The organism is Psychrobacter sp. ANT206, from assembly GCF_056880555.1.
The window spans coordinates 2,739,530-2,763,735 of record NZ_CP096271.1; the positions used below are offsets into that span (position 1 = coordinate 2,739,530).

At 43.5% G+C, this 24,206-nt stretch carries 19 protein-coding genes, 2 tRNA genes and 1 rRNA gene; 9 read left to right on the forward strand and 13 right to left on the reverse strand.

What is annotated here, in order from left to right:
• Positions 1-45 precede the first annotated feature (45 nt).
• The 4 genes from M0221_RS11400 to M0221_RS11415 all read right to left on the reverse strand — a co-directional run bounded on the left by M0221_RS11400 (position 46) and on the right by M0221_RS11415 (position 3,149).
• A tRNA-Ala gene (locus M0221_RS11400) sits at positions 46-121 on the reverse strand.
• Positions 122-127: 6 nt separating this feature from the next.
• A tRNA-Ile gene (locus M0221_RS11405) sits at positions 128-204 on the reverse strand.
• An 85-nt stretch (positions 205-289) separates the two neighbouring features.
• Positions 290-1,828, reverse strand: a 16S ribosomal RNA gene (locus tag M0221_RS11410).
• Positions 1,829-2,582: 754 nt separating this feature from the next.
• Complete coding sequence (locus M0221_RS11415; protein WP_409033831.1) at positions 2,583-3,149, reverse strand: DNA glycosylase; 567 nt, start codon at positions 3,147-3,149, stop codon at positions 2,583-2,585.
• 392 nt (positions 3,150-3,541) lie between these two features.
• Between M0221_RS11415 and upp the strand changes: the two genes are divergently transcribed.
• A complete protein-coding gene (upp, locus tag M0221_RS11420) occupies positions 3,542-4,189 on the forward strand; it encodes a uracil phosphoribosyltransferase (RefSeq protein WP_011281223.1) in 648 nt (215 codons plus the stop codon).
• 80 nt (positions 4,190-4,269) lie between these two features.
• A complete protein-coding gene (locus M0221_RS11425) occupies positions 4,270-5,022 on the forward strand; it encodes an SDR family NAD(P)-dependent oxidoreductase (protein ID WP_020444378.1) in 753 nt (250 codons plus the stop codon).
• A gap of 24 nt (positions 5,023-5,046) precedes the next feature.
• Here the strand turns inward: M0221_RS11425 and M0221_RS11430 are convergent, their stop codons facing one another.
• On the reverse strand, positions 5,047-5,703 hold the full coding sequence (locus M0221_RS11430; RefSeq protein ID WP_483283863.1) for a hypothetical protein: 657 nt from the start codon (positions 5,701-5,703) through the stop codon (positions 5,047-5,049).
• Positions 5,704-5,938: 235 nt separating this feature from the next.
• On the opposite strand from M0221_RS11430, the gene M0221_RS11435 reads away from it, so the two are divergent.
• Together M0221_RS11435 and M0221_RS11440 are read left to right on the forward strand one after the other, a co-directional pair.
• Positions 5,939-6,895: an alpha/beta fold hydrolase gene (locus tag M0221_RS11435; protein WP_483283864.1), complete on the forward strand. Its 957-nt coding sequence runs from the start codon at positions 5,939-5,941 to the stop codon at positions 6,893-6,895.
• A 184-nt stretch (positions 6,896-7,079) separates the two neighbouring features.
• The gene (locus M0221_RS11440; RefSeq protein WP_263241358.1) at positions 7,080-7,916 is read left to right on the forward strand and encodes an alpha/beta fold hydrolase; all 837 of its coding nucleotides are present in this window, start codon (positions 7,080-7,082) and stop codon (positions 7,914-7,916) included.
• A gap of 78 nt (positions 7,917-7,994) precedes the next feature.
• On the opposite strand, the gene M0221_RS11445 is transcribed toward M0221_RS11440, so the two are convergent.
• Both M0221_RS11445 and tyrS read right to left on the reverse strand, forming a co-directional pair.
• Entirely contained in the window at positions 7,995-8,222 is a 228-nt protein-coding gene (locus tag M0221_RS11445) for a DUF1653 domain-containing protein (RefSeq protein ID WP_263241357.1), read from the reverse strand.
• A 132-nt stretch (positions 8,223-8,354) separates the two neighbouring features.
• On the reverse strand, positions 8,355-9,566 hold the full coding sequence (gene tyrS, locus M0221_RS11450) for a tyrosine--tRNA ligase (RefSeq protein WP_483283865.1): 1,212 nt from the start codon (positions 9,564-9,566) through the stop codon (positions 8,355-8,357).
• Between the two features lie 119 nt (positions 9,567-9,685).
• Here tyrS and M0221_RS11455 point away from each other — a divergent pair, with 119 nt between their 5' ends.
• From M0221_RS11455 to M0221_RS11465, 3 genes are all read left to right on the forward strand, one after another.
• The gene (locus M0221_RS11455; protein ID WP_483283866.1) at positions 9,686-11,059 is read left to right on the forward strand and encodes an anhydro-N-acetylmuramic acid kinase; all 1,374 of its coding nucleotides are present in this window, start codon (positions 9,686-9,688) and stop codon (positions 11,057-11,059) included.
• 168 nt (positions 11,060-11,227) lie between these two features.
• Positions 11,228-12,559: a beta-ketoacyl-ACP synthase II gene (gene fabF, locus M0221_RS11460; RefSeq protein ID WP_483284787.1), complete on the forward strand. Its 1,332-nt coding sequence runs from the start codon at positions 11,228-11,230 to the stop codon at positions 12,557-12,559.
• Between the two features lie 126 nt (positions 12,560-12,685).
• Positions 12,686-13,558: a hypothetical protein gene (locus tag M0221_RS11465; RefSeq protein ID WP_483283867.1), complete on the forward strand. Its 873-nt coding sequence runs from the start codon at positions 12,686-12,688 to the stop codon at positions 13,556-13,558.
• A gap of 76 nt (positions 13,559-13,634) precedes the next feature.
• Here the strand turns inward: M0221_RS11465 and M0221_RS11470 are convergent, their stop codons facing one another.
• The 5 genes from M0221_RS11470 to M0221_RS11490 all read right to left on the reverse strand — a co-directional run bounded on the left by M0221_RS11470 (position 13,635) and on the right by M0221_RS11490 (position 20,997).
• Positions 13,635-15,452, reverse strand: coding sequence for an aminopeptidase P family protein (locus tag M0221_RS11470; protein ID WP_483283868.1), 1,818 nt, complete (start codon positions 15,450-15,452; stop codon positions 13,635-13,637).
• A gap of 361 nt (positions 15,453-15,813) precedes the next feature.
• Complete coding sequence (locus M0221_RS11475; protein WP_483283869.1) at positions 15,814-17,376, reverse strand: peptide MFS transporter; 1,563 nt, start codon at positions 17,374-17,376, stop codon at positions 15,814-15,816.
• A 278-nt stretch (positions 17,377-17,654) separates the two neighbouring features.
• Positions 17,655-18,080, reverse strand: a complete 426-nt coding sequence (locus tag M0221_RS11480) for a hypothetical protein (protein WP_483283870.1) — start codon at positions 18,078-18,080, stop codon at positions 17,655-17,657.
• Between the two features lie 135 nt (positions 18,081-18,215).
• On the reverse strand, positions 18,216-19,790 hold the full coding sequence (lnt, locus tag M0221_RS11485; RefSeq protein ID WP_483283871.1) for an apolipoprotein N-acyltransferase: 1,575 nt from the start codon (positions 19,788-19,790) through the stop codon (positions 18,216-18,218).
• 307 nt (positions 19,791-20,097) lie between these two features.
• Positions 20,098-20,997, reverse strand: a complete 900-nt coding sequence (locus tag M0221_RS11490; RefSeq protein ID WP_011514586.1) for an HlyC/CorC family transporter — start codon at positions 20,995-20,997, stop codon at positions 20,098-20,100.
• Positions 20,998-21,273: 276 nt separating this feature from the next.
• Between M0221_RS11490 and M0221_RS11495 the strand changes: the two genes are divergently transcribed.
• The gene (locus M0221_RS11495; RefSeq protein ID WP_483283872.1) at positions 21,274-22,617 is read left to right on the forward strand and encodes an Lnb N-terminal periplasmic domain-containing protein; all 1,344 of its coding nucleotides are present in this window, start codon (positions 21,274-21,276) and stop codon (positions 22,615-22,617) included.
• 52 nt (positions 22,618-22,669) lie between these two features.
• Here the strand turns inward: M0221_RS11495 and M0221_RS11500 are convergent, their stop codons facing one another.
• The gene (locus M0221_RS11500) at positions 22,670-23,233 is read right to left on the reverse strand and encodes a YcgN family cysteine cluster protein (RefSeq protein WP_483283873.1); all 564 of its coding nucleotides are present in this window, start codon (positions 23,231-23,233) and stop codon (positions 22,670-22,672) included.
• 160 nt (positions 23,234-23,393) lie between these two features.
• Between M0221_RS11500 and M0221_RS11505 the strand changes: the two genes are divergently transcribed.
• Positions 23,394-24,131, forward strand: a complete 738-nt coding sequence (locus M0221_RS11505) for a dienelactone hydrolase family protein (protein ID WP_483283874.1) — start codon at positions 23,394-23,396, stop codon at positions 24,129-24,131.
• Positions 24,132-24,206: the final 75 nt, after the last annotated feature.

The following is a 24,206-nucleotide window of genomic DNA, read 5'->3' on the forward strand; positions in this document are numbered from 1 at the left end:
TTGATACCTATTTATTTATTAGCATCTAAAGAATAGTTTATTATGTGGTGGAGCCAAACGGAGTCGAACCGTTGACCTCCTGCGTGCAAGGCAGGCGCTCTACCAACTGAGCTATGGCCCCTAATAATGGTAGGCCTGGGCAGACTTGAACTGCCGACCCCCGCGTTATCAACACGGTGCTCTAACCAGCTGAGCTACAGGCCTGTGCGAGGCATATACCTCTAGCTAATAAACTAGCTTAAACTAAAGAACAACTTGTTGTGAATTCTTGCTGACCGAATGCCATCTATAAGGAGGTGATCCAGCCGCAGGTTCCCCTACGGCTACCTTGTTACGACTTCACCCCAGTCATCAACCACACCGTGGTGAACGCTCCCCCGAAGGTTAAGCTATCCACTTCTGGTGCAATCAACTCCCATGGTGTGACGGGCGGTGTGTACAAGGCCCGGGAACGTATTCACCGCGGCATTCTGATCCGCGATTACTAGCGATTCCTACTTCATGGAGTCGAGTTGCAGACTCCAATCTGGACTACGATAGGCTTTTTGAGATTCGCATCACATCGCTGTGTAGCTGCCCTCTGTACCTACCATTGTAGCACGTGTGTAGCCCTGGTCGTAAGGGCCATGATGACTTGACGTCGTCCCCGCCTTCCTCCAGTTTGTCACTGGCAGTATCCTTAGAGTTCCCGGCTTAACCCGCTGGTAACTAAGGACAAGGGTTGCGCTCGTTGCGGGACTTAACCCAACATCTCACGACACGAGCTGACGACAGCCATGCAGCACCTGTATTCTAATTCCCGAAGGCACTCCCGCATCTCTGCAGGATTCTAGATATGTCAAGACCAGGTAAGGTTCTTCGCGTTGCATCGAATTAAACCACATGCTCCACCGCTTGTGCGGGCCCCCGTCAATTCATTTGAGTTTTAACCTTGCGGCCGTACTCCCCAGGCGGTCTACTTATTGCGTTAGCTGCGTCACTAAGTCCTCAAGGGACCCAACGACTAGTAGACATCGTTTACGGCGTGGACTACCAGGGTATCTAATCCTGTTTGCTACCCACGCTTTCGAGCCTCAGTGTCAGTATTATGCCAGAAGGCTGCCTTCGCCATCGGTATTCCTCCAGATCTCTACGCATTTCACCGCTACACCTGGAATTCTACCTTCCTCTCACATACTCTAGCTCAACAGTATCAGATGCAGTTCCCAGGTTGAGCCCGGGGATTTCACATCTGACTTATCGAGCCACCTACGCTCCCTTTACGCCCAGTAATTCCGATTAACGCTTGCACCCTCTGTATTACCGCGGCTGCTGGCACAGAGTTAGCCGGTGCTTATTCTGCAGCTAATGTCATCGTCCGTGGGTATTAACCACGGAGTCTTCTTCACTGCTTAAAGTGCTTTACAACCAAAAGGCCTTCTTCACACACGCGGCATGGCTGGATCAGGGTTTCCCCCATTGTCCAATATTCCCCACTGCTGCCTCCCGTAGGAGTCCGGGCCGTGTCTCAGTCCCGGTGTGGCTGATCATCCTCTCAGACCAGCTACAGATCGTCGCCATGGTAGGCCTTTACCCCACCATCTAGCTAATCCGACTTAGGCTCATCTAATAGCGAGAGCAGTAAACTGCCCCCTTTCTCCCGTAGGTCGTATGCGGTATTAATACGAGTTTCCCCGTGCTATCCCCCACTACTAGGTAGATTCCTAAGTATTACTCACCCGTCCGCCGCTCGACGCCTGATAGCAAGCTATCATCGTTTCCGCTCGACTTGCATGTGTTAAGCCTGCCGCCAGCGTTCAATCTGAGCCATGATCAAACTCTTCAGTTTAATCTTGCTATGAAGCTCTTTAAAGAAGCTTCTAAACTTGGCTCATCTAATCTGGCAAAATCGCTAAAAATTATGTTCGTAATGAATTAACTTTGAGTTTTTTTACTGTCTTAAATGATAATTTTTATAGTTAGAATCCTATCGAAAAGATAGTCGACCAACTTTATTTTTTAGCATTCTGAATCAGCAAAAATCCACACAAGTTGTTCTTTAGTTATGCTTTTAAATAATGTCTCTACTGTCGTCCAGTAAGAGTATTCTGACTAAATATGCTAAACCAATCTGGCTTATCCTATTTAGCGAGCTGACCATCATATCATGTTTTAATAGTCTGTCAACTTCTTTTCTTAATTTGTTTCTTTAAGTTAACTGGTTAGTTATTGTGTAATCACACAGTAGCTGCTTCCGGTTCGTCTTAATGAGGTGCGTATTATAGACGCTTTAATTAGTAAGTCAAGAAGTAAATTATTTTAATTTGAGTTAACTTAAAAGTAATTTTTTCGGTTGGCTAAATTGTCTAAGCGGTAAACCACTCCAACCCGCCTTCCTCTCCGACTGGGTGGCAGTATACTCGCTTTTTATAGAGGGTCAAGGGGGTTTGCCCGATATTTTGGCGATTATCTATCCTTATCATCAATACCATCCATTTATCAGTCAGTTAGGGTTGAAAGTACTTTTACCTTTACCAAAATCAATTCTTGTCCTTAGTTAGTGCTTATATATAGCCTCATAGCTTCTTCTATATATAACACTTTTATAGCTTACCTATCTTTTTGAAGAAGTCTTTATAAGCAGAGACTTTTTTATCTAATGCTAAAGGATAGGCGCGCGAAGTAGAAGGCAGTCTATATAAGGTTAAACTATTAACATCAGATTTTTTATTATCTTTATCCTCCCACTTATAAGGATAGTCCATACTTTGATTGGTCTTAGGATGCTTTGATTTGGCAGGTGGTTCAGCTAATAAGTTCAGTAAGACCTCTGTTGCCTTACCACCAGTCGTGAATAGCGCCTGTACTTTCGGTACTTGCGGCAAAATTGTGTCTAGATCGACGGTGGTCACGACCGTAAGGTCTTTATCAGACGCATTGCCTGTTTCACGAATCGCTTGTACTACCGTGGGACAAGAGGCTATACCACGGTCAAACATAAAGGCTCGAATACGTTCAGGATCAAATCGTTTTTCGTCCCCTACTCTAAAATAATCCGCATCATCAAAAAATACGCGTCCATAAATGCGCCACATGTCATTTTGAAAATTGGGATAATGGAACCTCATTGCCCATTTATCGGCAGTGGGCGGAAAACTGCCCATCATCATGACGGTGGCATCAGGTGGTAGGACAGGACCAAAAGGATGGGTTTCGATATTTGCGCTATCGGTCTTTAATTTCTGTGTCCACACAAAGTCGTTAGCAGCTTTTTGTGGATGGATAGGATTATTCGGTGAGGTTTTGGTCATAAGATTCTTCATCAGAAAAGCGGTTTTTTTGCTATCATAGCAAGCCTAAACACTACTTCATTTGTTATAGCGCTATATAGTCAAACATAGTCGGCTTAAATAAAACCGATCTTGTTGTAAATGCCTTTGGCTTACTTTTTATTAAAGGATTAAGCTTACTATTGATAGGCTAAATATAGGGTTGAAGTGCAGTAAGTGTTTGTAGCTTTTATACTAATCAAGCATCAGACCAAAAAACCAAGAGAATACTTATGAGCGACTTAAAAATCACTGTTATCGATCACCCGTTAGTCCGTCATAAACTCAGCCTTATGCGAGAAAAAGACTGTAGTACTTATAAGTTTCGTACATTAACCAAAGAGCTTGCGCGCTTGATGGCATATGAAGCAAGCCGCGATTTTGAAATTGAAACCTTTCCGATGGAAGGCTGGTGTGGTGAAATCATTGGTGAGCAGATCATCGGTAAGACGGCAACTATCGTACCGATTTTACGCGCGGGTATTGGTATGCTTGATGGGGTGCTCGATTTGATTCCTACGGCAAAAATCTCTGTCGTTGGTTTACAGCGCGATGAAGAAACCTTACAACCAGTGCCGTTCTTTGAAAAGTTTGTTAGCCACATGGACAAACGTCCAGCCCTTATCATTGACCCAATGTTAGCCACTGGCGGCTCGATGGTTGCAACTATCGAAATGCTTAAGAAAAATGGCTGTACTAATATTAAAGCATTAGTGTTAGTTGCGGCACCTGAAGGGGTCCGTGTAGTCAATGAAGCACATCCTGACGTGACCATTTATACTGCTGCATTAGATAGTCATTTGGATGAGCACGGTTATATCATTCCGGGTCTGGGCGATGCTGGTGATAAAATCTTTGGTAAGCAATTATTTAATAAGTAAGCCAAAGCAGATAAACTAAGACAAACTGTCGTCTCAAAAAACATGACATATGTACAAAACATCAATGATAAGGATATAAGATGAACGTATTGATTACAGGGGCAAGCGCGGGTTTCGGTAAAGCGCTGGCTGAGCGTTTGATTGCCAAAGGTCATCGCGTGATTGGCTGTGCCAGACGCTTAGACAAACTCAATGCTTTAGCAGAAACTTTGGGCGAGGCGTTTTTACCTGTGGTCATGGATGTGAGTGATACAGCGTCTATCCCGCAAATCATTGCAGATTTGCCTGCTGATTTTAAACAAATCGATGTCTTGGTAAATAACGCTGGACTGGCGCTTGGTACAGAGCCTGCGCACAAGGCTAGTCTTGATGATTGGATGCGTATGACCGATACCAATATTAAAGGGTTGATGGCGCTGACTCACGCGGTCTTGCCAGCCATGGTCGCATGCGATAGCGGTTATATCATTAATGTCGGCTCAATTGCCGGAAGTTGGCCTTATTTTGGTGGTAACGTCTATGGCGCGACCAAAGCCTTTGTCAAACAGTTTAGCTTAAATTTGCGTGCGGATTTAATCGGTACGCAAGTGCGCGTGACCAACCTTGAGCCCGGTAATGTTGCCGGAACTGAGTTTTCAAACGTGCGTTACCACGGCGATGACGATAAAGCTGCTCAGGTTTACGACGGCTTTAAAACCATGACCGGCGATGATATCGGCGATATTTTATTATGGTTGATTGAATCGCCTGCCCATATTAATGTCAATCGCTTGGAAGTCATGCCTGTCGCGCAAACTTATAACGGACTAACGATTGCTAAGCAAGACTCTTAAAATTTTAGCTGACTGTTTGGCCTATTAACGTAATTCATAAGACCGAAGCAATATAGTCGCATCTATGTTGCTTCTTTTTTTGCTACTGACATTCTCTTCATTGACCAAGCGCAACTCTTGAAAATCCAAAATCAGTACTTCATTACGCAAGCGCTCGCTAGTGCGTTTATTGTGCCGTATCGGAAATCCTAAGACTTGCTTACCTTTAATCACTATCTGATTGATAATCGTGGTTGAATTATTGATGGTAGCTTTTTCACTTAGCTTCTGAGCATTAATGATGGCGGTAACAGGATTAATAGTTGTAATTAACACCTTTGTCTGACGTACACTTTTTGGTAAATCCCCTGCAAAAAACAATACCTGCTCTAATGGTAAATACTGCGCGTGACGCATTAGTTCCTGACGAAACAGCGAAGGCATATCAATATTGAAACTGTCTTCTGTTTGCTGAGAAAACGCCGTAAAATTACGATGTAAATAACGTCCAAACACGCTGCTATTAATCCAGTCTTGATAAATATCATTGGCTAGCAATTGCTTGGTGAAAGCATCGGCGTCTAGTGTGATATCTGCTGTTAACATCTCCATCAATAATGTCTGTGGACTAGCAAAGTTCTGCTGCTGCCAGATTTGTGGATATAGGCTGCTATCAAGCAATGGCAAATTTGACTTGTTCATACCTTAATATCCTTATATTTTACTTGCTGACGTTTGATTCGATTGATCACAGTCTATGACAAGTCGCTACTTTTACCGCTTAACTGCTTTTAACCCTAAACAGCTTTTATGTTATGGTCAGTTACCTATTTTAATATAGCAGTCTTTTAGAAATGAGATAAAGACTTTTGCTACGATACATTTTGGCTAAATCGACTTTATAAAATTGCTTAATGAAAACAAGGTATACTGCCTTATGAAGAAAAATTTAATTAACTTGCCTGCTAACTATCAGTTGAAAACGATTGATATCGCTTTGACTGACGGTACATTACTACCCGTATCTGTCATAGGCAATGGCAAACCCGTGCTGCTGCTACATGCTTATGGCATGGATGCACGTGAGTTTTTGCCGTTTATTTTACCTTTAGTTGGTAAGTATGCGTTTTATCTACCGCATCTGCGAGGGTTTGGGGCGGCAAAAGATATCAAGCTGACCCAGTTTGATTTTGTGCGTCAGTATGCAGATGATATTAGTGTCGTCATTGAGCAAATTTGCTTAGCACGCAATATAGAATCCTTGCCAGTTGCCGCTATTTCGATGGGCGCGCAAGTGATGTGGGCGTATTTTGAGCGTTATGGCAGCGAAAGAGTCAGCCGCTATTTAAATATTGACCAAAGTCCTGCTATTCATAATCAACCTGATTGGCAAGGTGGCTTGTTTGGCACGCGCCAGCAAGAAGTATTCGATATCTTTCATGAGGTGATTGATAAGACTTTGCCTTATGCTGACATCAAAAGCTTTACCCATCTGCCTTTTGCCCTGAAACGCCGTGCAACGGATGTCGAACGGCTATTTTCTCTGTTATCCGTCAATCGCACGCGCTCAAAAGCTTTTATACAGGTGATGACCTATAAAAATGACCCTAAACTTGCGCTTTATGACCACAGTATTTGGCATCATAAAATGCGCTGCTTACAAGCCTATTTGACCTTACCCTATGACTTTCGCGGCGCGATAGAAAAGGTAACTATTCCAGTGGTTAACCTCATCGGTGGTCGCTCTAAACTTTACGATGCTAAGTGGCAGCAAAAAGTCACCCAGATGCTACCCAATGCAACTGAGGTCGTGTTGCCGCGCTCAGGTCATGCAGTACCGATGGATGAACCTGTTGGGTTTTATAAAGTGTTAAAGAGTTTTTTGGAAACTTAAGCATAACATTACGATGTCACTTAAAAACTCTATAATCGACACTATAACTTTACAACACGTCATAGTAATTACTCAAACCTACTTTTATACTAAAAAGCTGACGTTCGCCTTCATTAACCAAAAAACCAAATCAAAAAAGTGCGTCATTATAAAAACTTTATAATAATATAAAAAGGATCTGAACATGCCATATGTAAAAGTTGCAACACAAAACGAGCAACCTGTCGAACTGTATTACGAAATCCAAGGTACCGGCAAACCTGTCGTGTTAATTCATGGTTGGCCATTAAGCGGACGGGCATGGGAGTCACAACTTCCTGCGCTGGTTGAGGCTGGTTATCAAGTGATTACGTATGATAGACGTGGTTTCGGGAAATCCTCCCAGCCATGGAATGGTTATGATTACGATACTTTGGCACAAGATTTAAAAGCCTTGATGGATGAGCTAGATTTAACAAATGCTACTATCGTCGGCTTCTCTATGGGCGGCGGCGAAGTGGCGCGTTATCTTGGGAAATATGGTTCTGAACGTGTCAGTAAAGCAGTGTTAGCCTCTGCTGTGCCGCCTTATTTATATAAAACAGATGACAATCCTGAAGGTGGTCTAGAAAAGCAAGATATTCAGCAATTCTTAGATGGTGTCAGCGGTGACCGTATTGCCTTCCTAAATGATTTTACTAAGCAGTTTTTTACCCCAAAAGATGGCACATTATTAGTTAGTAAACCATTACGCTTATATAACCGTGATATTGCTGCATTTGCCTCCGCCAAAGCTAGCTATGATTGTGTCAAAGCTTTTAGCTATACCGATTTCCGTGATGACCTAAAAGCATTTGATGTACCAACTTTGGTCATTCATGGCGATGCAGATCAAATCGTACCGTTAGAGGTCAGTGGTCAGCGTTCGCACGAAATGATTGCAGATAGTCAACTTCATATCGTTGAAGGCGGCCCGCACGGTATCAATGTGACGCATGCTAAAGAATTTAATGAAGCTTTAATTGCTTTTTTAAACAGCTAATGAATTTTGTATATAAACAAGAAAGCGACCTTGAATGGTCGCTTTTTTTGATTATAAGTTATCAGAAAATTCTTAGGTTTAATCAGCCAATTCTTTTATAAGCTCAAACCTAGGTAATTGCTTACCATCTACCGTGACAGTTTCAGAAAACATCGCTAACGGTCTTACCCAAACGCCATACTCACCGTAGAGACAGCGATAAACCACCAGCAACTCTTCCGTTTCTGAATGCTGCGCGGTATGCAAAACTTGGTAAAGGCTGCCCTTGTAATGGCGGTAGATACCTTGGGGGATAGGTTTTGTCATGATTGCACCCTAATTTCTATTATAAATGCACGAATCAAATACTTTCTCATTATACTTATATCGCAAAAATAGATAAGGTCGACCATCATGTCGACCTTATTCTTATTATCAATAGCTTGTCTCAATAAATTATTAAGCTACTGTCACTTTCGCATAAGCCTTTTTGCCTGCTTGGATAACAACCGTCTGACCTGAGGTTAAGCTAAAGCCCGCGTCGACGACTTCGCCATCTACTTTCACCGCGCCGCGTTTAATCATGTCTTTAGCCGATGAGCTATTTTTGGCAAGCTCTGCTTGGTTTAATATCTGCGTGATAAATAATGCGTCCTGCCCTTCTAAATCTAAGGTCACTTCTGGTAAATCGACTGGCAATTCGCCATCAGCAAGCACGTTACCCGCTGACTTGTGTGCATTGGCAGCAGCGTCAGCATCATGGAAACGCTCAATCAATTCTTCAGCAAGAATGCGTTTGATTTCTTGTGGATTGCGACCGTTTTCCATCTCTGCCATCAACGCGTCGACTTCTTCCATCGGCTTAAAGCTTAAAAACTCAAAGTAGCGACGGATTAAGGTATCTGGCATCGACAGCAGTTTTTGATACATGGTACCCGGAGCATCATAAATGCCGACATAGTTGCCAAGTGACTTCGACATTTTATTAACGCCGTCTAGCCCTTCTAAGATTGGCACCGTGATACAAACTTGCGGCTCTTGACCATAACGACCTTGCAGGGTGCGTCCCATTAGGATATTAAAGGTTTGGTCAGTACCGCCAAGCTCGACGTCGGCTTTTAGTGCGATAGAATCATAACCTTGCACCAATGGGTATAAAAACTCATGGATGGCAATTGGGGTTTGCGCTGCGTAGCGTTTAGAGAAATCATCGCGCTCAAGCATACGTGAGACGGTCAACTGGCTAGAAAGCTGGATCATATCGCCTGCTGACATGTCTTTAAACCATTCAGAGTTAAAGACAATCCTGGTTTTTTCTTTATCCAAAATCTTAAATACTTGCTCAGCATACGTTTGAGCATTGACTTTGATTTGCTCATCGGTCAATGGCGGACGCGTGCTGTTTTTGCCAGAAGGATCACCAATCTTGGCGGTATAGTCGCCGATTAGAAAATAAATCTCATGACCCAAATCTTGAAAATGCTTCAGCTTATTAATCAGCACGGTATGACCCAAATGTAGGTCAGGCGCGGTAGGATCAAAACCTGCTTTGATACGCAGCGGACGATTGAGTTTTAGCTTCTTAACCAAATCCTCTTCAGATAGGATTTCTTGTGTACCGCGTTGGATTATCGCTAGTTGTTCTTCTAGGGTGTAAGTTTGGGTGGTCATGATGCTCTCTTTATTGTCTTTATTTAAAGGGTAAAGCGTTTGGGCTATTTAGAATCTCGTAGCCATCAAAAAATGTTAGAATTTGACAGATATACTAGCGTTTTTTAAGGTAAATTGCCATGACCAACCCTGCATCGTTTGCTGATAGTCAGCATAATAATTTTTCAAATCTGAGTTTAGATGATGATTTTGATAGCCGTCTAGATAATATGGACGATTTAAACTATGCCACCTTGACCGATGCGCTCGAACAAACGGTGTTTGAAAACTTCGATGATGGCTTATATATAGGTATGATGTCGGGCACTAGCTTAGATGGTATGGACGCGGTTCTTTGTCAATTCAGTGATAAAGATAATACCCAACAACCGATGCACGTGTTAGCGACTCATAGCCAAGATTTCCCACCGCGTCTGCGTGAAGTGCTATTAGCATTGTGTCAGCCTAATGGTATTCAAGCATTAACGCCATCCGATGATGAACCAAATAGCGAATTAGACTGGTTTGGCTGGGCAAGTAAAGAATATGCTGAATTTTCAAGCGACGTGGTTAATACGTTATTGCAGCAATCAAATACTGATAGTGAATCTGTACTAGCGATTGGCTGTCATGGTCAAACGGTACGCCATCGCCCTCAGATGGGCTTTAGCTTGCAATTGGTCGATGCCAATATCATTGCTGAACGTACGGGCATTAGCGTCGTCAGTGATTTCCGTCGCCGTGATATGGCAGTTGGTGGTCAAGGTGCGCCTTTGGTTCCAGCTTTTCATCAAGCATTGTTTGCGGTGCCTGATAGCACGCGCGTGTTATTAAATTTAGGCGGTATTGCTAATATCGCTGTCTTGCCAGCGATTTCTAATAACCTTGTAGATTCTAATGAACACTCAGAAAATCAGCCATCTGATAGCGTGGTTGGTTATGATACCGGTCCTGCCAATCTATTATTGGATGCGTGGACAACATTGCACACGGACAAGGATTATGATGCGGGCGGTACATGGGCACAGTCAGGTCAAGTCGTTGAGCCTTTACTGAATCAGCTATTAGAGCATCCATTTTTTAAGAAAAACTACCCAAAAAGTACGGGGCGTGAAGATTTTAACTTAGCATGGCTACAAGATGAGTTACAAAAATTCGACCAAGCTTCTGCTGATGTTCGCTACTCATCCGCCGATGTACAGGCAACGCTTACTGAGCTGACCGCCATCAGTGCCAGTGCGCAAATCAATCTATTTATCAATGCTAGTAGTAATAATGCTGTTTATGTCTGCGGCGGCGGGGCGTTAAACAATTATTTAATGACTCGCTTACAAGTACATCTGCCACGATGCAAAGTAGAAACGACAGCCAGCTTGGGACTTGAGCCAACTTGGGTAGAAGCCGTTGCCTTTGCTTGGTTAGCAAGACAAACACTTATGGGTGAAACCGGTAACTTGCCCGCCGTGACAGGCGCAAGTAAAGGCGTGGTATTGGGACAAGTATGTTTTGCCTGAGCGGTCAAATTTTAGTTTACATGCGTACACCTATGTGTTTTATAATGGCTTTAGAAATACACTCCTCTTAGGATCTGTCAGTATAGGATATAGCGAATGAGCCAGCACAGCAGTTTACCGAACGACTCACTTATCGACCAAGCTACGAATAGTACTGTTAATAACCCTATTGCCACCGCTCAGACAAAAAAACGTCATAAGCCGCCACATTTTGAACGCACTGATGAGATGCGTGTTGTCGTGACAGGTATGGGCGCGGTCACGCCATTGGGATTAGATGTCGAAAGCTCGTGGGCGAAACTACTCAAAGGTGAAAGCGGCATCACCGCTATTAGTCATTTTGATGCATCTGGTTATCGTGCGCAAATCGCAGGCGTGGTCAAAGACTTCGATCCAAAGCAATATATGAACGCCAAAGACGCACGCCGTTATGATGATTTTATGCATTATGCGGTTGCTGCTTCCTCGATGGCGCTACAGCAAGCAGGTTTTATCAATGAAGTAAGCGCTGCTGACGCTCCGGTACAAGGTGTTGATCAAGAGCGCTTTGGTGTCATTATAGGCTCAGGTATCGGCGGTATTCAAAACATCGAAAATAGCCGTGATACTTTACGTGAGAAAGGTGCCAGTAAAGTCTCTCCCTTTATCATTCCAGGCTCTATCGTCAATATGGCAGCAGGACTGGTGGCAATCAAACATACTTTAAAAGGTCCAAACCTTGCAACGTCCACTGCTTGCACTACAGCGACTCATGCAATTGGTCTGGCAGCGCGCTTGATTGCTTATGGCGACGCCGATGTAATCCTAGCAGGCGGTAGTGAAAAAGGCTCAAGCCCACTTGGTATCTCAGGTTTTGGTGCCATGCACGCCCTTTCAACTCGCAATGACGAGCCAACTCGCGCTTCACGCCCATTTGATAAAGACCGCGATGGTTTTGTACTTGGTGATGGCGCAGGGGTCATGGTACTAGAAAGTCTTGCTCACGCAAAAGCGCGCGGTGCGACGATACTGGCTGAATTGGTTGGCTTTGGTATGAGTGATGATGCCAGTCACATTACTGCGCCGCCAGAAGACGGTAGTGGTGCAGCACAAGCGATGCGTAATGCTTTAAACGATGCCGGTATTGAGCCGTCAGTCGTAGGCTATGTCAACGCTCATGGCACTAGCACACCTGCTGGTGATGTCGCCGAATCTATCGCCATTGAAACGGTATTTGCCCCTGTAAAAGATAGCATCTTGGTCAGCTCCACCAAATCAATGACCGGTCATCTACTTGGCGCTGCGGGCGGCGTTGAAGCCATCTTTACTGTTCTTGCTTTGCAACATCAGCAAGTACCACCAACGATTAATTTGGACAATGTTGAGGATAACTGTAATCTGGATTATGTTGCCAACCAATCGCGCAAAGTTGAGAACTTGCAGTATGCCGTATCCAATAGCTTTGGTTTTGGTGGCACCAATGGTTCATTGATATTTGCCCGCTGGCCACTCAATGATTAAAACATTAAGCTTATGAGTGAGGCCTTTTAACCTTGGTGGCAGATTTACTACGATTGTCTACTTGCAGCCCCTTATCATCCTTGCGTATGATAAGGGGTAATTTTTGCAACATTTATGGACGATACCATGTCAAGCTATTCATTTTCTCATCAGTTTTATCAGCGCTGGACGTGTGCACCAGAGCCTATCCGTGCCTCAATCATCCAAGAACTCACCGATATCACGAATTTATTGAAAGCTGAAACGCCATTTGAAACTTTTGTTTTTAGCACCCATGACCTAGATGCACACCTTGATGATCTCTATGAGAATCACGAAGCTGAGCAAGCTATCGCCAAGGCAATCGCTGATAAACAAGCGGCAGAACAGGCAAGTGCTGAACAACAGCGTTTAGAAGAAGAACAAAAAATCAAAGCAGCAGAAGAGACCAAACGTCAAGAAGAAGCTCACTTAACAAAGGAAAGCAGGTTAAAAGAACAAGCTTTTGAAGAAAAAAATAAGCATAAAGAAGCTGAAAATACTCAAAAAGAAGCAGAAAAAGAGACACTGTTTGCTGATGATAAAAATCGTTTAGAAACAGCTATAAAACTAGAGACAGCTGATGCAGATGAAACAGAAATCGACGATAAAGTTGATACTATCATCAATGATGAGTCTGATAATGAGAAACATATTGTTAATAGTAAAACCATTAGCGAACATGCTAATGCAATTGATGATGACAGCGTCAAAAATGACAGCAGTATTAAAAATGATAACAGTATTAACGCCATCAACAATAAAGCCAGTTTAGCGATCAGCTTAGCCGTTAAAGATGCCAAACTCAGCGTCACTCATAAAGACTTAATTCATGAGCTTGAAATGCAGATTGACGATTATTTGAGCGATCAGATGATGCTGATGTCTGAAAACCTAAAATCTTGGCTACGTGCTGAGATGACTCAACATTTAAGCGAGCAAGACAAAAATCTTTCTAACGGTAATCCTCCAAAAAACTAAACGCATTCTCTGAACAAAAAAAAGCCCCATAAATATTTACGGGGCTTTTTTATGCTTGCTTAAAAATGAGCAATGTTTATATGGCTTGCGTACGCTCCGTTAGCCAGTCAAGTGCTGCGCCATCGACGCGATTTTTTAGCTCTGCATATACTTGGCGATGATAGTCATTCAGCCAATCAACCTCTACTTGACTTAATAATGATGGCTCAATCAAACGCGTATCAATTGGGCAGTAAGTAACAGTCTCAAAATTAAGGAAATTACCAAATTCCGTCTCTACTGGCTGAGCAATACGTTTATTGACCATCAAGTTTTCGATACGAATACCCCATTTGCCTTCGCGGTATAGACCCGGCTCATTACTAGATATCATACCTTCCTTCATCGCACGCTCTTTCGGCGTACTGGCGCTATAAGCAATAACTTGTGGACCTTCATGGACATTGAGGAAGTAGCCAACGCCATGACCCGTACCGTGACCATAATCCATTTGAGCTTGCCATAGTGGCGCACGGCAAATCGCATCAATCAGTGGTGAGGCAATACCATCAGGAAAATGTGCTTTTGCTAAAGCAACATGTGCTTTAAGTACGGTGGTAAAGTCGCGTTTGTGTTCGGTGCTTACTTGACCAATGCCAACCACCCGGGTGATATCTGTGGTGCCGTTTTGATATTGAGCACCTGAATCAATCAGTAGCAGTCCGCCTTCGCCTTCATTTACCTCTAAATAGCTGAATTTTTCTGGTGTTGCGCGGTAATGCGGCAAAGCACCATTTTCATTGAAACCTGCGATAGTCGGGAAACTTGGCGACACATAATGTGGCTGCTGACTACGTACCTCAATCAGCATACTATCAACATCCAGCTCGCTTAAACGCTCACCGTCTGCTAAACGCTGCTCAAAGGTGGCAAAAAACTCACATAATGCTGCGCCATCTTGACGCATCGCTTCACGTACATGATCGATGTCAGCGTCAGATTTAACCGATTTTAGCAAAGTACTTGGCGCCATTTGCTCAATAAAACCTACGCCATCGGCCATTTTAGATAGCGTACCCACTGCCACTTTACTTGGGTCTAATAGCAATAAGTCATTGGCTGTGAGCGTACCCAATGCGTCTTGCACTGCCTCATAATCAGCAATTGCGATACCGCTATCTTTCAAGCTTTGTGCTATCTCGCTACTGACTTTATTATTATCAATAAACAATGTCGCGTCGTTTTCGCTAATGAGCATATGTGCCAAAAACACAGGATTATAATCAACATCAGCGCCGCGTAAGTTGGTCAGCCAAGCAATATCATCTAAGCTCGAGAGCAAATGATGCGTCGCCCCTGCCTCTGCCATACCCGCACGGATGGCGGCAAGTTTGTCGATAGCAGACTGCGCTAAAAACTGTGCATCATGTACATATAAACTGGCTGCTGGCAATGCTGGACGGTCAGTCCATACTTCCGTCAATAGATCACGCTCAGTAATTAAGGTAATATCATTGGCTTCAAAGGCATCAAGCAAGCGATCTTGCTCAGCGATAGACAGTACATTGCCATCGACTGCCACGCTATCACCTTCCGCCAAATGCGCAGCGAGCCAATCGATATGGTTTGGCTGACCCGGTGCTAGCTTCTCTAAAGTAATACCCGTGCCATCCAACTGCTCAGCTGCATGTACCCAGTAGCGGCTGTCGGTCCACAGACCAGCAAAGTCAGCGGTAATGACCAATGTACCGACCGAACCGGTAAATCCTGACAACCAAAGCCTCACCTGCCAATATTCTGGTAAATACTCAGACAGATGCGGATCAGCAGAAGGGACCATAATCGCAGTAAGGTCTTGTGCTGCTAGGGCTTGACGTAAGCTCTCGATACGATCATGAATGGCTTGTTTATTCATTAGGTAATTCCTTATGAGTGTTTAAAAATTAATGTTTAAAACAGTTTTTAAAAAATAACGTGAGGCGACTATGGATAGCCGTCTTATTTGAGAAATTGCTTTGGTTCTTCATGTGAATTAAAAAATAACAAAGATTAGGCAAATGATATTAGGCAAAGTCATTTTGCATAGTAATCAGACAAGGTTGATGAAGCGTAAGAGTAAAAACAATACCCTTAGATGTTTGGGCAGACAGTCAGCTTTCAATCGCCTTAGGTAAATATCTTACCAAATTAAGAAATAAGACGTGCTACCCATAATGGTAACACGTCTTATCATCAGTCACTGACTTGGACCACTCCTCTAATCAATAACTGGTTATCTAGCTGGCTTGATCCTCATGCTCGCTTTGTTTGAGCATATTATTGATAGGTTTTGCCAATAATAGCAAGATAACTGCCGTTACTACCAAAAAGACAGTCATAGTGGTAAACAATCCGGGTAATCCTTCAATCTTATCTGCTGATACATGACCACCAAAGAATGCCGCAACTAAGTTGCCAAGTGCAACAGAAGCAAAGAACAGTCCCATCATCTGCCCTTGCATACCTTTTGGCGCAAGCTTCGTCATAGCAGACAACCCAACAGGGCTCAGTGCCAACTCACCAAGCGTCAGTAGTAATAGACTACCAACCAACCATAAAGGTGATGCCAAGCCGCCATCAGCGGTTAAGATGCTTTTTGATGCAAATATCATCAAGGCAAAACCGGCAGCCGCAAGCAACATACCAAGCGCAAACTTTGTCATACTACTTGGCTCAAGACCTCGATTGCCAAGCTTGACCCATAAAATACTAGCTATAGGCGCTAATATTAAGATAAACAACGGATTCAATGATTGAAACCAGATACTGGGTACTTCAAACCCTAAAACATTTAGATCTGTATAGCGATCGGCGAACAAGTTAAAAGACGTTGGTTGCTGCTCAAAACTTGACCAAAATAGCGTCGAGCCAATGATCAAAATAAAGCAAATCAACAAACGCAGCTTATCTGTTTTATCCAGTCTTGGAGAAATAGCCATTATTGCAAAATATAAGATGACCACTGCAGCAATGACATAAGTCATATATTCTGCGACCATTTCAGGGTTAAATGGCATGATACCAGTGGATACTAAAATCACGATGGCAACTAGCAAAGCTAAGAATCCTGTAACCCACTGACCGACGTTTTTAAACAGTCCTGTCGTTTGCTCCCATTCAGGGGTGATGTTTTTGGCACTGGCATAACGATTTAACGTCTTTTTAGCAGAAAAGCGGTAAATGATTAGCGAAGCCAACATACCAAGTCCACCAACGCCAAAACCTATATGCCACATCCCTTTTTCTTTAAATACGCCCACAATCAGTGCTGCCAATAGCGCGCCAATATTGATACCCATATAAAATAAAGTAAATCCACCATCGCGCCGCGAATCGCCCTTAGGATATAAGGCACCAACCATCACTGAGATACAAGTTTTAAATAAGCCTGAACCCAAGACGATACAGATGAGCCCCATAAAGAACAGCGTCATACCGAACATAGCAGAAAGCGCGATACACAAATGACCCAAGGCAATAATAATACTGCCCCACCATAGCGCACGCTCTTGACCGAGCCAATTGTCAGCTAGCCAACCGCCCGGTACAGCTGCTAAATACAACGAACCGGCAAAAATACCATAAATGGCAGAGGCAGTCACTTCATCAAAGCCAAAACCCCCACTACCGACAGTCGCTACCATAAACAAGACGAGTAGCGGACGGATACTATAATAAGAAAAACGCTCCCACATTTCAGTGAAAAATAACGGGCGTAGCGGCTTAGGATGTCCCATAAAGCCGTTTTCTAGCGATGCCAATTCGGCAGCACTCACCTCTGATTTTGATTCTATATTCATAAATCTATTCCCTTAAATTCCACTTAGATAATGCCCCAATTCCTAATTCTTTTAGTCAGTGGTTTTATAGGCGCAATATTGTTTCACCTGCTCGGAAGCAAGTAAAGAGAGAATTGGTCAATAATTACACAAACAACCATAAAAAAACCCCGCTCTCCATGATTGAGAACGGGGTTTTTATGGGTGTGCTGAGTAGAGACTGAACGCTACATTGAGAGACTTAATTATAGACAGCTTGCTCATCGCTATATTTATGCTATCACTCTAAAACAGCAAAATTACTGTGCAGCAGGCGCTTTTTCAGTAGTTTCCGCTGCTACTCCATCAGCAGGTTCTGCTGTTAAATCAGCATCGGCAACTGCCGCTTGACTTACTGTACCTTCAGCAGTAGCTGTACCTGCTTCTGCACTAACAACGGCACTATCAGCGTCAGTTGCTGGGGCCACTGTCGCATCTGCGGGAGTAGCAGTCGCCACTGCGGTATTATCTGCTGCTGGGGCAGTAGCAGTTGCTGCCTCTTCAGTTGCGGTTGCAGGTGCTTCTGCTTCAACTGCTGACATAGTTTCAGCAGTGATATGCTCTCCCGCTGGGCGCAAGAAACCAGAAATACCGATCAATAAGACGATACCTAAAAATAAGGCGACACCGCCTAAAGTCAACAATAGCTCTTTTTTAGGGTTGTTTTCGACAATATGTTCTGACATACCTTATCCACCTTGCACAAAATATTTAAAATATTGGGCTATTATATCGCAATTTATGTCGATTTGTTAAAACCCTCAACTAATTAAAGGTTTTATTATCGAAAAATATGATAGCCACCGTATATTTAGGTGTAATTAATCAATCGTACGTGTTTGAGGCGTCGATCGTTTGCCAAGATAGCTTAATAACAGCAGCAGCGCAATGATGAATAAAATAGGATAATTACCAAAGCGCATAAAAGGGGTATTACCGACTCGCGCCTGAACATCGCCACGTAATACAGTACGCTCAAACTGCGGGGCACGTTTAACGATACGCCCTTTGTGGTCAATAATAGCAGTCACACCCGTATTGGTCGCGCGCATAAACCAGCGTCCATTCTCTAGCGCGCGCATCTGTACCATTTGCAGATGTTGCAGCGGACCCGCTGAAGTGCCAAACCATGCATCGTTTGAGATGGTCAATAAAAAGTCAGTATCGATAGCATTTTTGCGCGTGGTATCAGGATAAGCAACTTCATAACATACTGCCGCGCCCAGATTATGCCCACGTACACGCAGCGGTGATTGGTTATCACTACCGCGGCTATAGCTCATGATATCTTGGCTACCAGCAAGATTTGGCAAGATATCTAGCATACCCTCAAAAGGAATATATTCGCCAAAGGGGACCAAACGCTGCTTTTTATACATCCCTTCCGCATCACTACCAAGCGCAATCACACTATTATAAAACGGCGGGTACTTATCCATTTTTGGATCAAAGTCTGCTTGATCTCGATAAGGAATACCTGTGACCCATGTGGTATCGGTTTCTTTTGCCATTTTTACCATTTCATTGATAAAACCAACCGCTTCATCTTGAAACATAGGAATAGAAGATTCCGGCCATACGACAATATCACGTTCCCATTCTGTACTGGTCAAAGTTGCATATATTTTTAGCGTCTCTACTTGGTATTCAGTCAGCCACTTTAAGTCTTGGGGGATATTGCCCTGAATTAACGACACCGACAAATCAGGTGTGCCCTTTGGCTTCGTCCATTGTGGATTGATGAGCCATAAAGAAGTACTAATGATTAATAGCGCAAACGTGGCAATCAGATAACCACCGCGACGGCGAAATTGCTCCACGATACTGGCTGCTAATAATACGGCCACAAATGATACAGCAAACACGCCAGCGACTGGTGCCAATGACGACAGCCAATACTGCTCAGTAAACGCATAACCGACAAACAGCCACGGAAAGCCTGTAAACAACCAAGTCTTCATCCACTCTTGCAATATCCATAGCGCGGCAAATGATAACGGCTGCTTGCCAACCAGCCGATTAAAAGTCAGCGCCAAAAAGCCATGGAATAACCCCATGCCCAGACCCATTAGCGCAATCATAATCAGCGCAAGCCATACTGGCGTATCACCATACACATGAATGGACGTATATAACCAAAACGCCCCCACACACCAAAGCCCTGAGCCATAAGCCTGACCAATGAAAAATGCTCGCTTACCACTCATCTGTGGCAATAATAAAGCGTATAAAATCGCCGGAGAGACCAGAGCCACTGGCCAAAAGCCATAAGGCGCGAGTGCAAAGATAAATATTGCGCCTGCCAGCCACGCAATCAAGACCGTCAGCACCAGAGGTAAGCCCTTTGGCTTCTCAGGGTTTAGACGTTTTTGCAAATCAACAGTAGACAGACGCATAGCAGTTATCCAAAACTTTATTATTCAGTAATTTCAAATATTGATGATTCAATCGACGTTTCATATAAAAACAGGCATATTATGCTCAATACAGCCGTCAAAAATCAAACTTGCTCATAATACCAGTCTGTCCAAAATAATGGGTAAATTTGCGTGTTTTATCGATCAATTTATCGACCAAAGAGTGATTACAAATGCTAAAAAACAAAAAACACGATCGCAATCGTGTTTTTTGTATGGTTATGACCCTTATTAAGCGTATCTTTAATAGCTCTAATCAATAGGCTCAACTTATTCAACAAAGTGTTTAATGGCTGCCAATCAAGATTTGTTGTTCAGGATTAATTTTGGTCAGCTCAAGATTTTGAATAAAACGCCCTTCGACATCAGTGATAGTGATTTGCCAATCGTCTATGACCACGCTCTCACCTTCTAAATCTCCGACATGACCAAGGGTCTGCATGACCAAGCCACCCATGGTATCGACATCAGTATCATCAAAATGACAGCCAAGCTCATCGTTACAATCTTCAATGACGGTAGACGCTTGGACACGCCAAGTATTGGGCTTTTCAGGGTCAGCGACGATATTATTAATGTCACTGTCTTCATCGAAGTCATCATGCTCATCGACGATGTCACCGACGATTTCCTCAAGCAAATCCTCCATCGTGACCACGCCACCAAAATTGCCAAATTCATCGACGACAATCGCCATATGAACTTGGGTACGCTGTAATGAGCGCAGCAAAGTATCAGAGCGTGCACTTTCACTGATATAGAGTGGCTGACGCACCAAATCTCTTAAGCGCTTGCTACTGATTTTCTCTTCTTCATCGCGCACCATGTGCACCAACAGAGGAATCAAATCTTTTGCCAACAGAATACCAATGACCGCATCGTCATCTTGGCTATCAAAAACCGGATAGCGCGAATGGGTGGTTTCAAGGATGATGTCCATGACTTCAGCAAGGCTGGCGCTTTCGTGTAGCCCAACCACCTGCGGGCGCGGCGTCATGATTTCACGCACTTGTGTTGCAGGCAAATCAAGCACACCTTCTAACATATCCACGGTGTCAGGTTCTAGAAATTGGCGCGAGTCTTGCACCAAACGTATCAGTTCATCTCGGGTTTCGGGGGCGGTCGATAGCCAGCGTTTTAAGCCGCGCATCGACCAACTACTCGGGCTTGGAGCATCTTCAGACATGATGGTGTGAGTTAACCTCTTTAATTAATGTAATGGCAATTAGAATCATAAAAATGATAGATGGGGATAAAAAGGCTAAATAAAACAGTCCGCTTATCATTAAGAGGATATTAAAGCACAAATCATCCATCTTAATCAGGTTTACTTTATCGCAAGGCTTGGCGACATTCAACGTCAAATTCACTCAAATTGTATTGTCAGTGTGTTGCAATTTTTGCTATGGTCAAAGCCTGTTTCTTTCTTAATAAAAGCCAACACAAAGGCAAAATAAACCTTATGTCGCTACGTGCCTTTTTTTCTCGCCTATTTTCGTCGCACTCAACTGGTCATCGTTCAGACAATGGCTTAGGCAATCATCAGTTAAATAATGACAAGGCAAATAGCACATTGAATAAACCATCAAATCGTAAGCCACTAAAAACTAAGTCGACCAAACCCAAGTGGCGATATTATTTGCTGCAATTTTTTATTGCGCTAACGCTGTTACTGTCAGCGGTTTGGCTATTGCTAGCGATTTGGTATCAATTCGGTGGTCAATCAGTTATCACGTGTTTCACAACCATTACTGTCATTGGGCTACTGGCAGCACTGCTTGCTATTCGCTTGCGGACAAGCATGGCTGAGACACTGATAAACAGGCTCACTGGTACAAGGAAAGTGAATAGTAAACGTATTTCTGCAAAGACTGTTGCTAAAAGCCTTATAGCCACTTATATTGCATTTTGGCTAATCGGTCTTGGCTGGTTTTTCTCTATTGAAGCAGAGCAATCACGTGACTGGATGCCAGAAGTCTCTGAAAGAGTCAGTTATAGGCGCGATCCTAGCAATCCTAATCTGATTACACTCACCAATGTACGAAATTTTGATTGGCATACCGACACAGAAGCGACAGAGCGCTGGGAGACGCGCACGATTGATATGTCTAAACTATCGGGTATCGATGTTAGTAATTCGTATTGGATGGGACCACTGATTGCTCATACTTTGGTAAGCTTTCGGTTCGAAGATGAGCGACCACTTGCCTTTTCATTTGAGATTCGTAAAGAGAATGGCGAATCGTTTTCGGCATTGGCAGGATTTTTTAGACGTTTTGAATTGAGCCTGATTGCCGCTGAAGAGCGCGATATTATCTACACACGTACTAACGCACGCGGTGAACAAGTCTATTTATTCCCCATTAGCCATCTACAGCAGCATGAAGTCAAAGCATTGTTTGAGTCATATTTGACAGCCGCTGATGAGCTCAATGCCAAGCCTGCGTGGTACAACACTTTAACCAGCAACTGTACCAATATCATCTTTTATATGGCGCGTCTGGTCAGTGATGATCGTCTGCCATGGGACTACAGGATTTGGGTCTCTGGTTGGTTGCCCAATTATCTTTATGATGCTGGTATGCTAGATACCAATCCCGAAAATAGAGGACAACCTTGGTCGATGGATACGTGGTATGAGCGCACCCATATCAATCCAAAGGCTAAAGGATTTCAGAATAGCAGCGATATTCATGGCAGCGAATTTTCACGACAAATTCGACAAAGCATTCCTATTCCGCCATTGGCTGATTCGCAAAATATTGCCGAAGCAAATGCTAAATCTGCCGCTCAAGCTTCACATTGATATCACTGCTACAAGAGATTAAAGATTTCAACAATAAAAAGATCAGAGCTTATTAAGGCTTTACCCAATTTACCACGCGCGTTTCCATCTCTTCATCATCCATACCGATCTCAGTCACGCAGCGCCCTGCTACGCCGACATTGGCAGCGCGCATTTGTTGCTGAGTTGCCACCGTATCTTGAGTCAATAATAAATGCCAATTTGGCAAGCTTTGCCCTTTATATAAGCGTTTATAGGCACAGTGCGACGGTAGCCACATCATATTCGGTAGATTTTCAATCGTCAGCTGAATGCAATCTGGCACATGCTCTTGGCGTGTCGCATAATGCGTGCAATAGCCAGTCGCACAGTCCATTAGCTGGCAGGTTACATCAGTATATTCTACCAAATCTTCATCAACATTACCCTGCTCGTCCTCATCAATATATTTAATCAAGCAGCAACTGCCGCAACCATCACACAAGGCTTCCCATTCGCTAGGGTTTAATTCTGCTAGCGTATAGCGTGACCAAAACTGCGAGCGCAGTGATTCAGTCGAGCCACCTTCAAACAATAAAGGCGTGTCCGTAGCAGCTCTTAAGTGAGATTTATCGTTATTTAACAAGTTTAGGGTCATAAAACTGCCGTATCATTTTGACAAAGAGCGTTACAGTATTATAGCTGTTTTTGACTAAGTTGGGCGTTATGGTAGTAAAGGTCAGCAAATAGATCACTCAAAAAATACAGATATCTGATACTTATAACGTAAATTTCATTACCTAAAAAAGGACAATACTATGTCAATTAAGACGTTTGAATTAATCAGTACCACTGAAAATGGTATTCAATTGATTAGCTATGTCGCATTACCAGAAAATGCGACAGATGATAATCCTGTCGCTGGTATTTTGGTCGCACCAGAGTGGTGGGGCGTAGTTGAGCATCCAAAGAATGTCACTGAACGCTTAGCAAAAGCAGGCTACGCCGCGGTCGCTATGGACGTATATGGTGAAGGTAAGCTAACCTCAGATGCTGCACAAGCAAATATGTGGATGGAGCAAGTATTAGCCGATCAAGAGATGCTGATGGCGCGCTGCCGTTTGATTCTCAATGACTTTAGTGATCAACTAGCCGTTGATAGCGATAAGTTAGGTGCAATTGGCTATTGCTTTGGTGGCAAAATCGTCCTTGATATGGCGCGCGAAGGTATGCCCTTAAAAGCAGTCGCTACCTTCCACGGCAACCCATCACCGAAGCAGCCTGCCGATGAGCAGTTCACTGCTAAAGTATTGGTTGCTCATGGTCGTGATGACTCTATGGTATCTATGGATGCGATAGAAGGTCTTAAGTCAGAGCTAGATGCGGCGAATGTTGATTACACTATTGATGTTTATGATGGTGCTAAGCATGGCTTTACCAACCCACATGCCGATGAGCGTGCAGCGAAAAATGAAGTAGATCTTGGTTACAACGAGACGGCGGCTAAACAGAGCTGGGACAATATGCTAGAGTTTATGAAAGATAATTTGGCATAATAGCTTTTATACTACTTTGACATTCAATAAGCTTATTTAAGCCCTTTAAATTTCTTTGAATAAGCTCATTTGTGG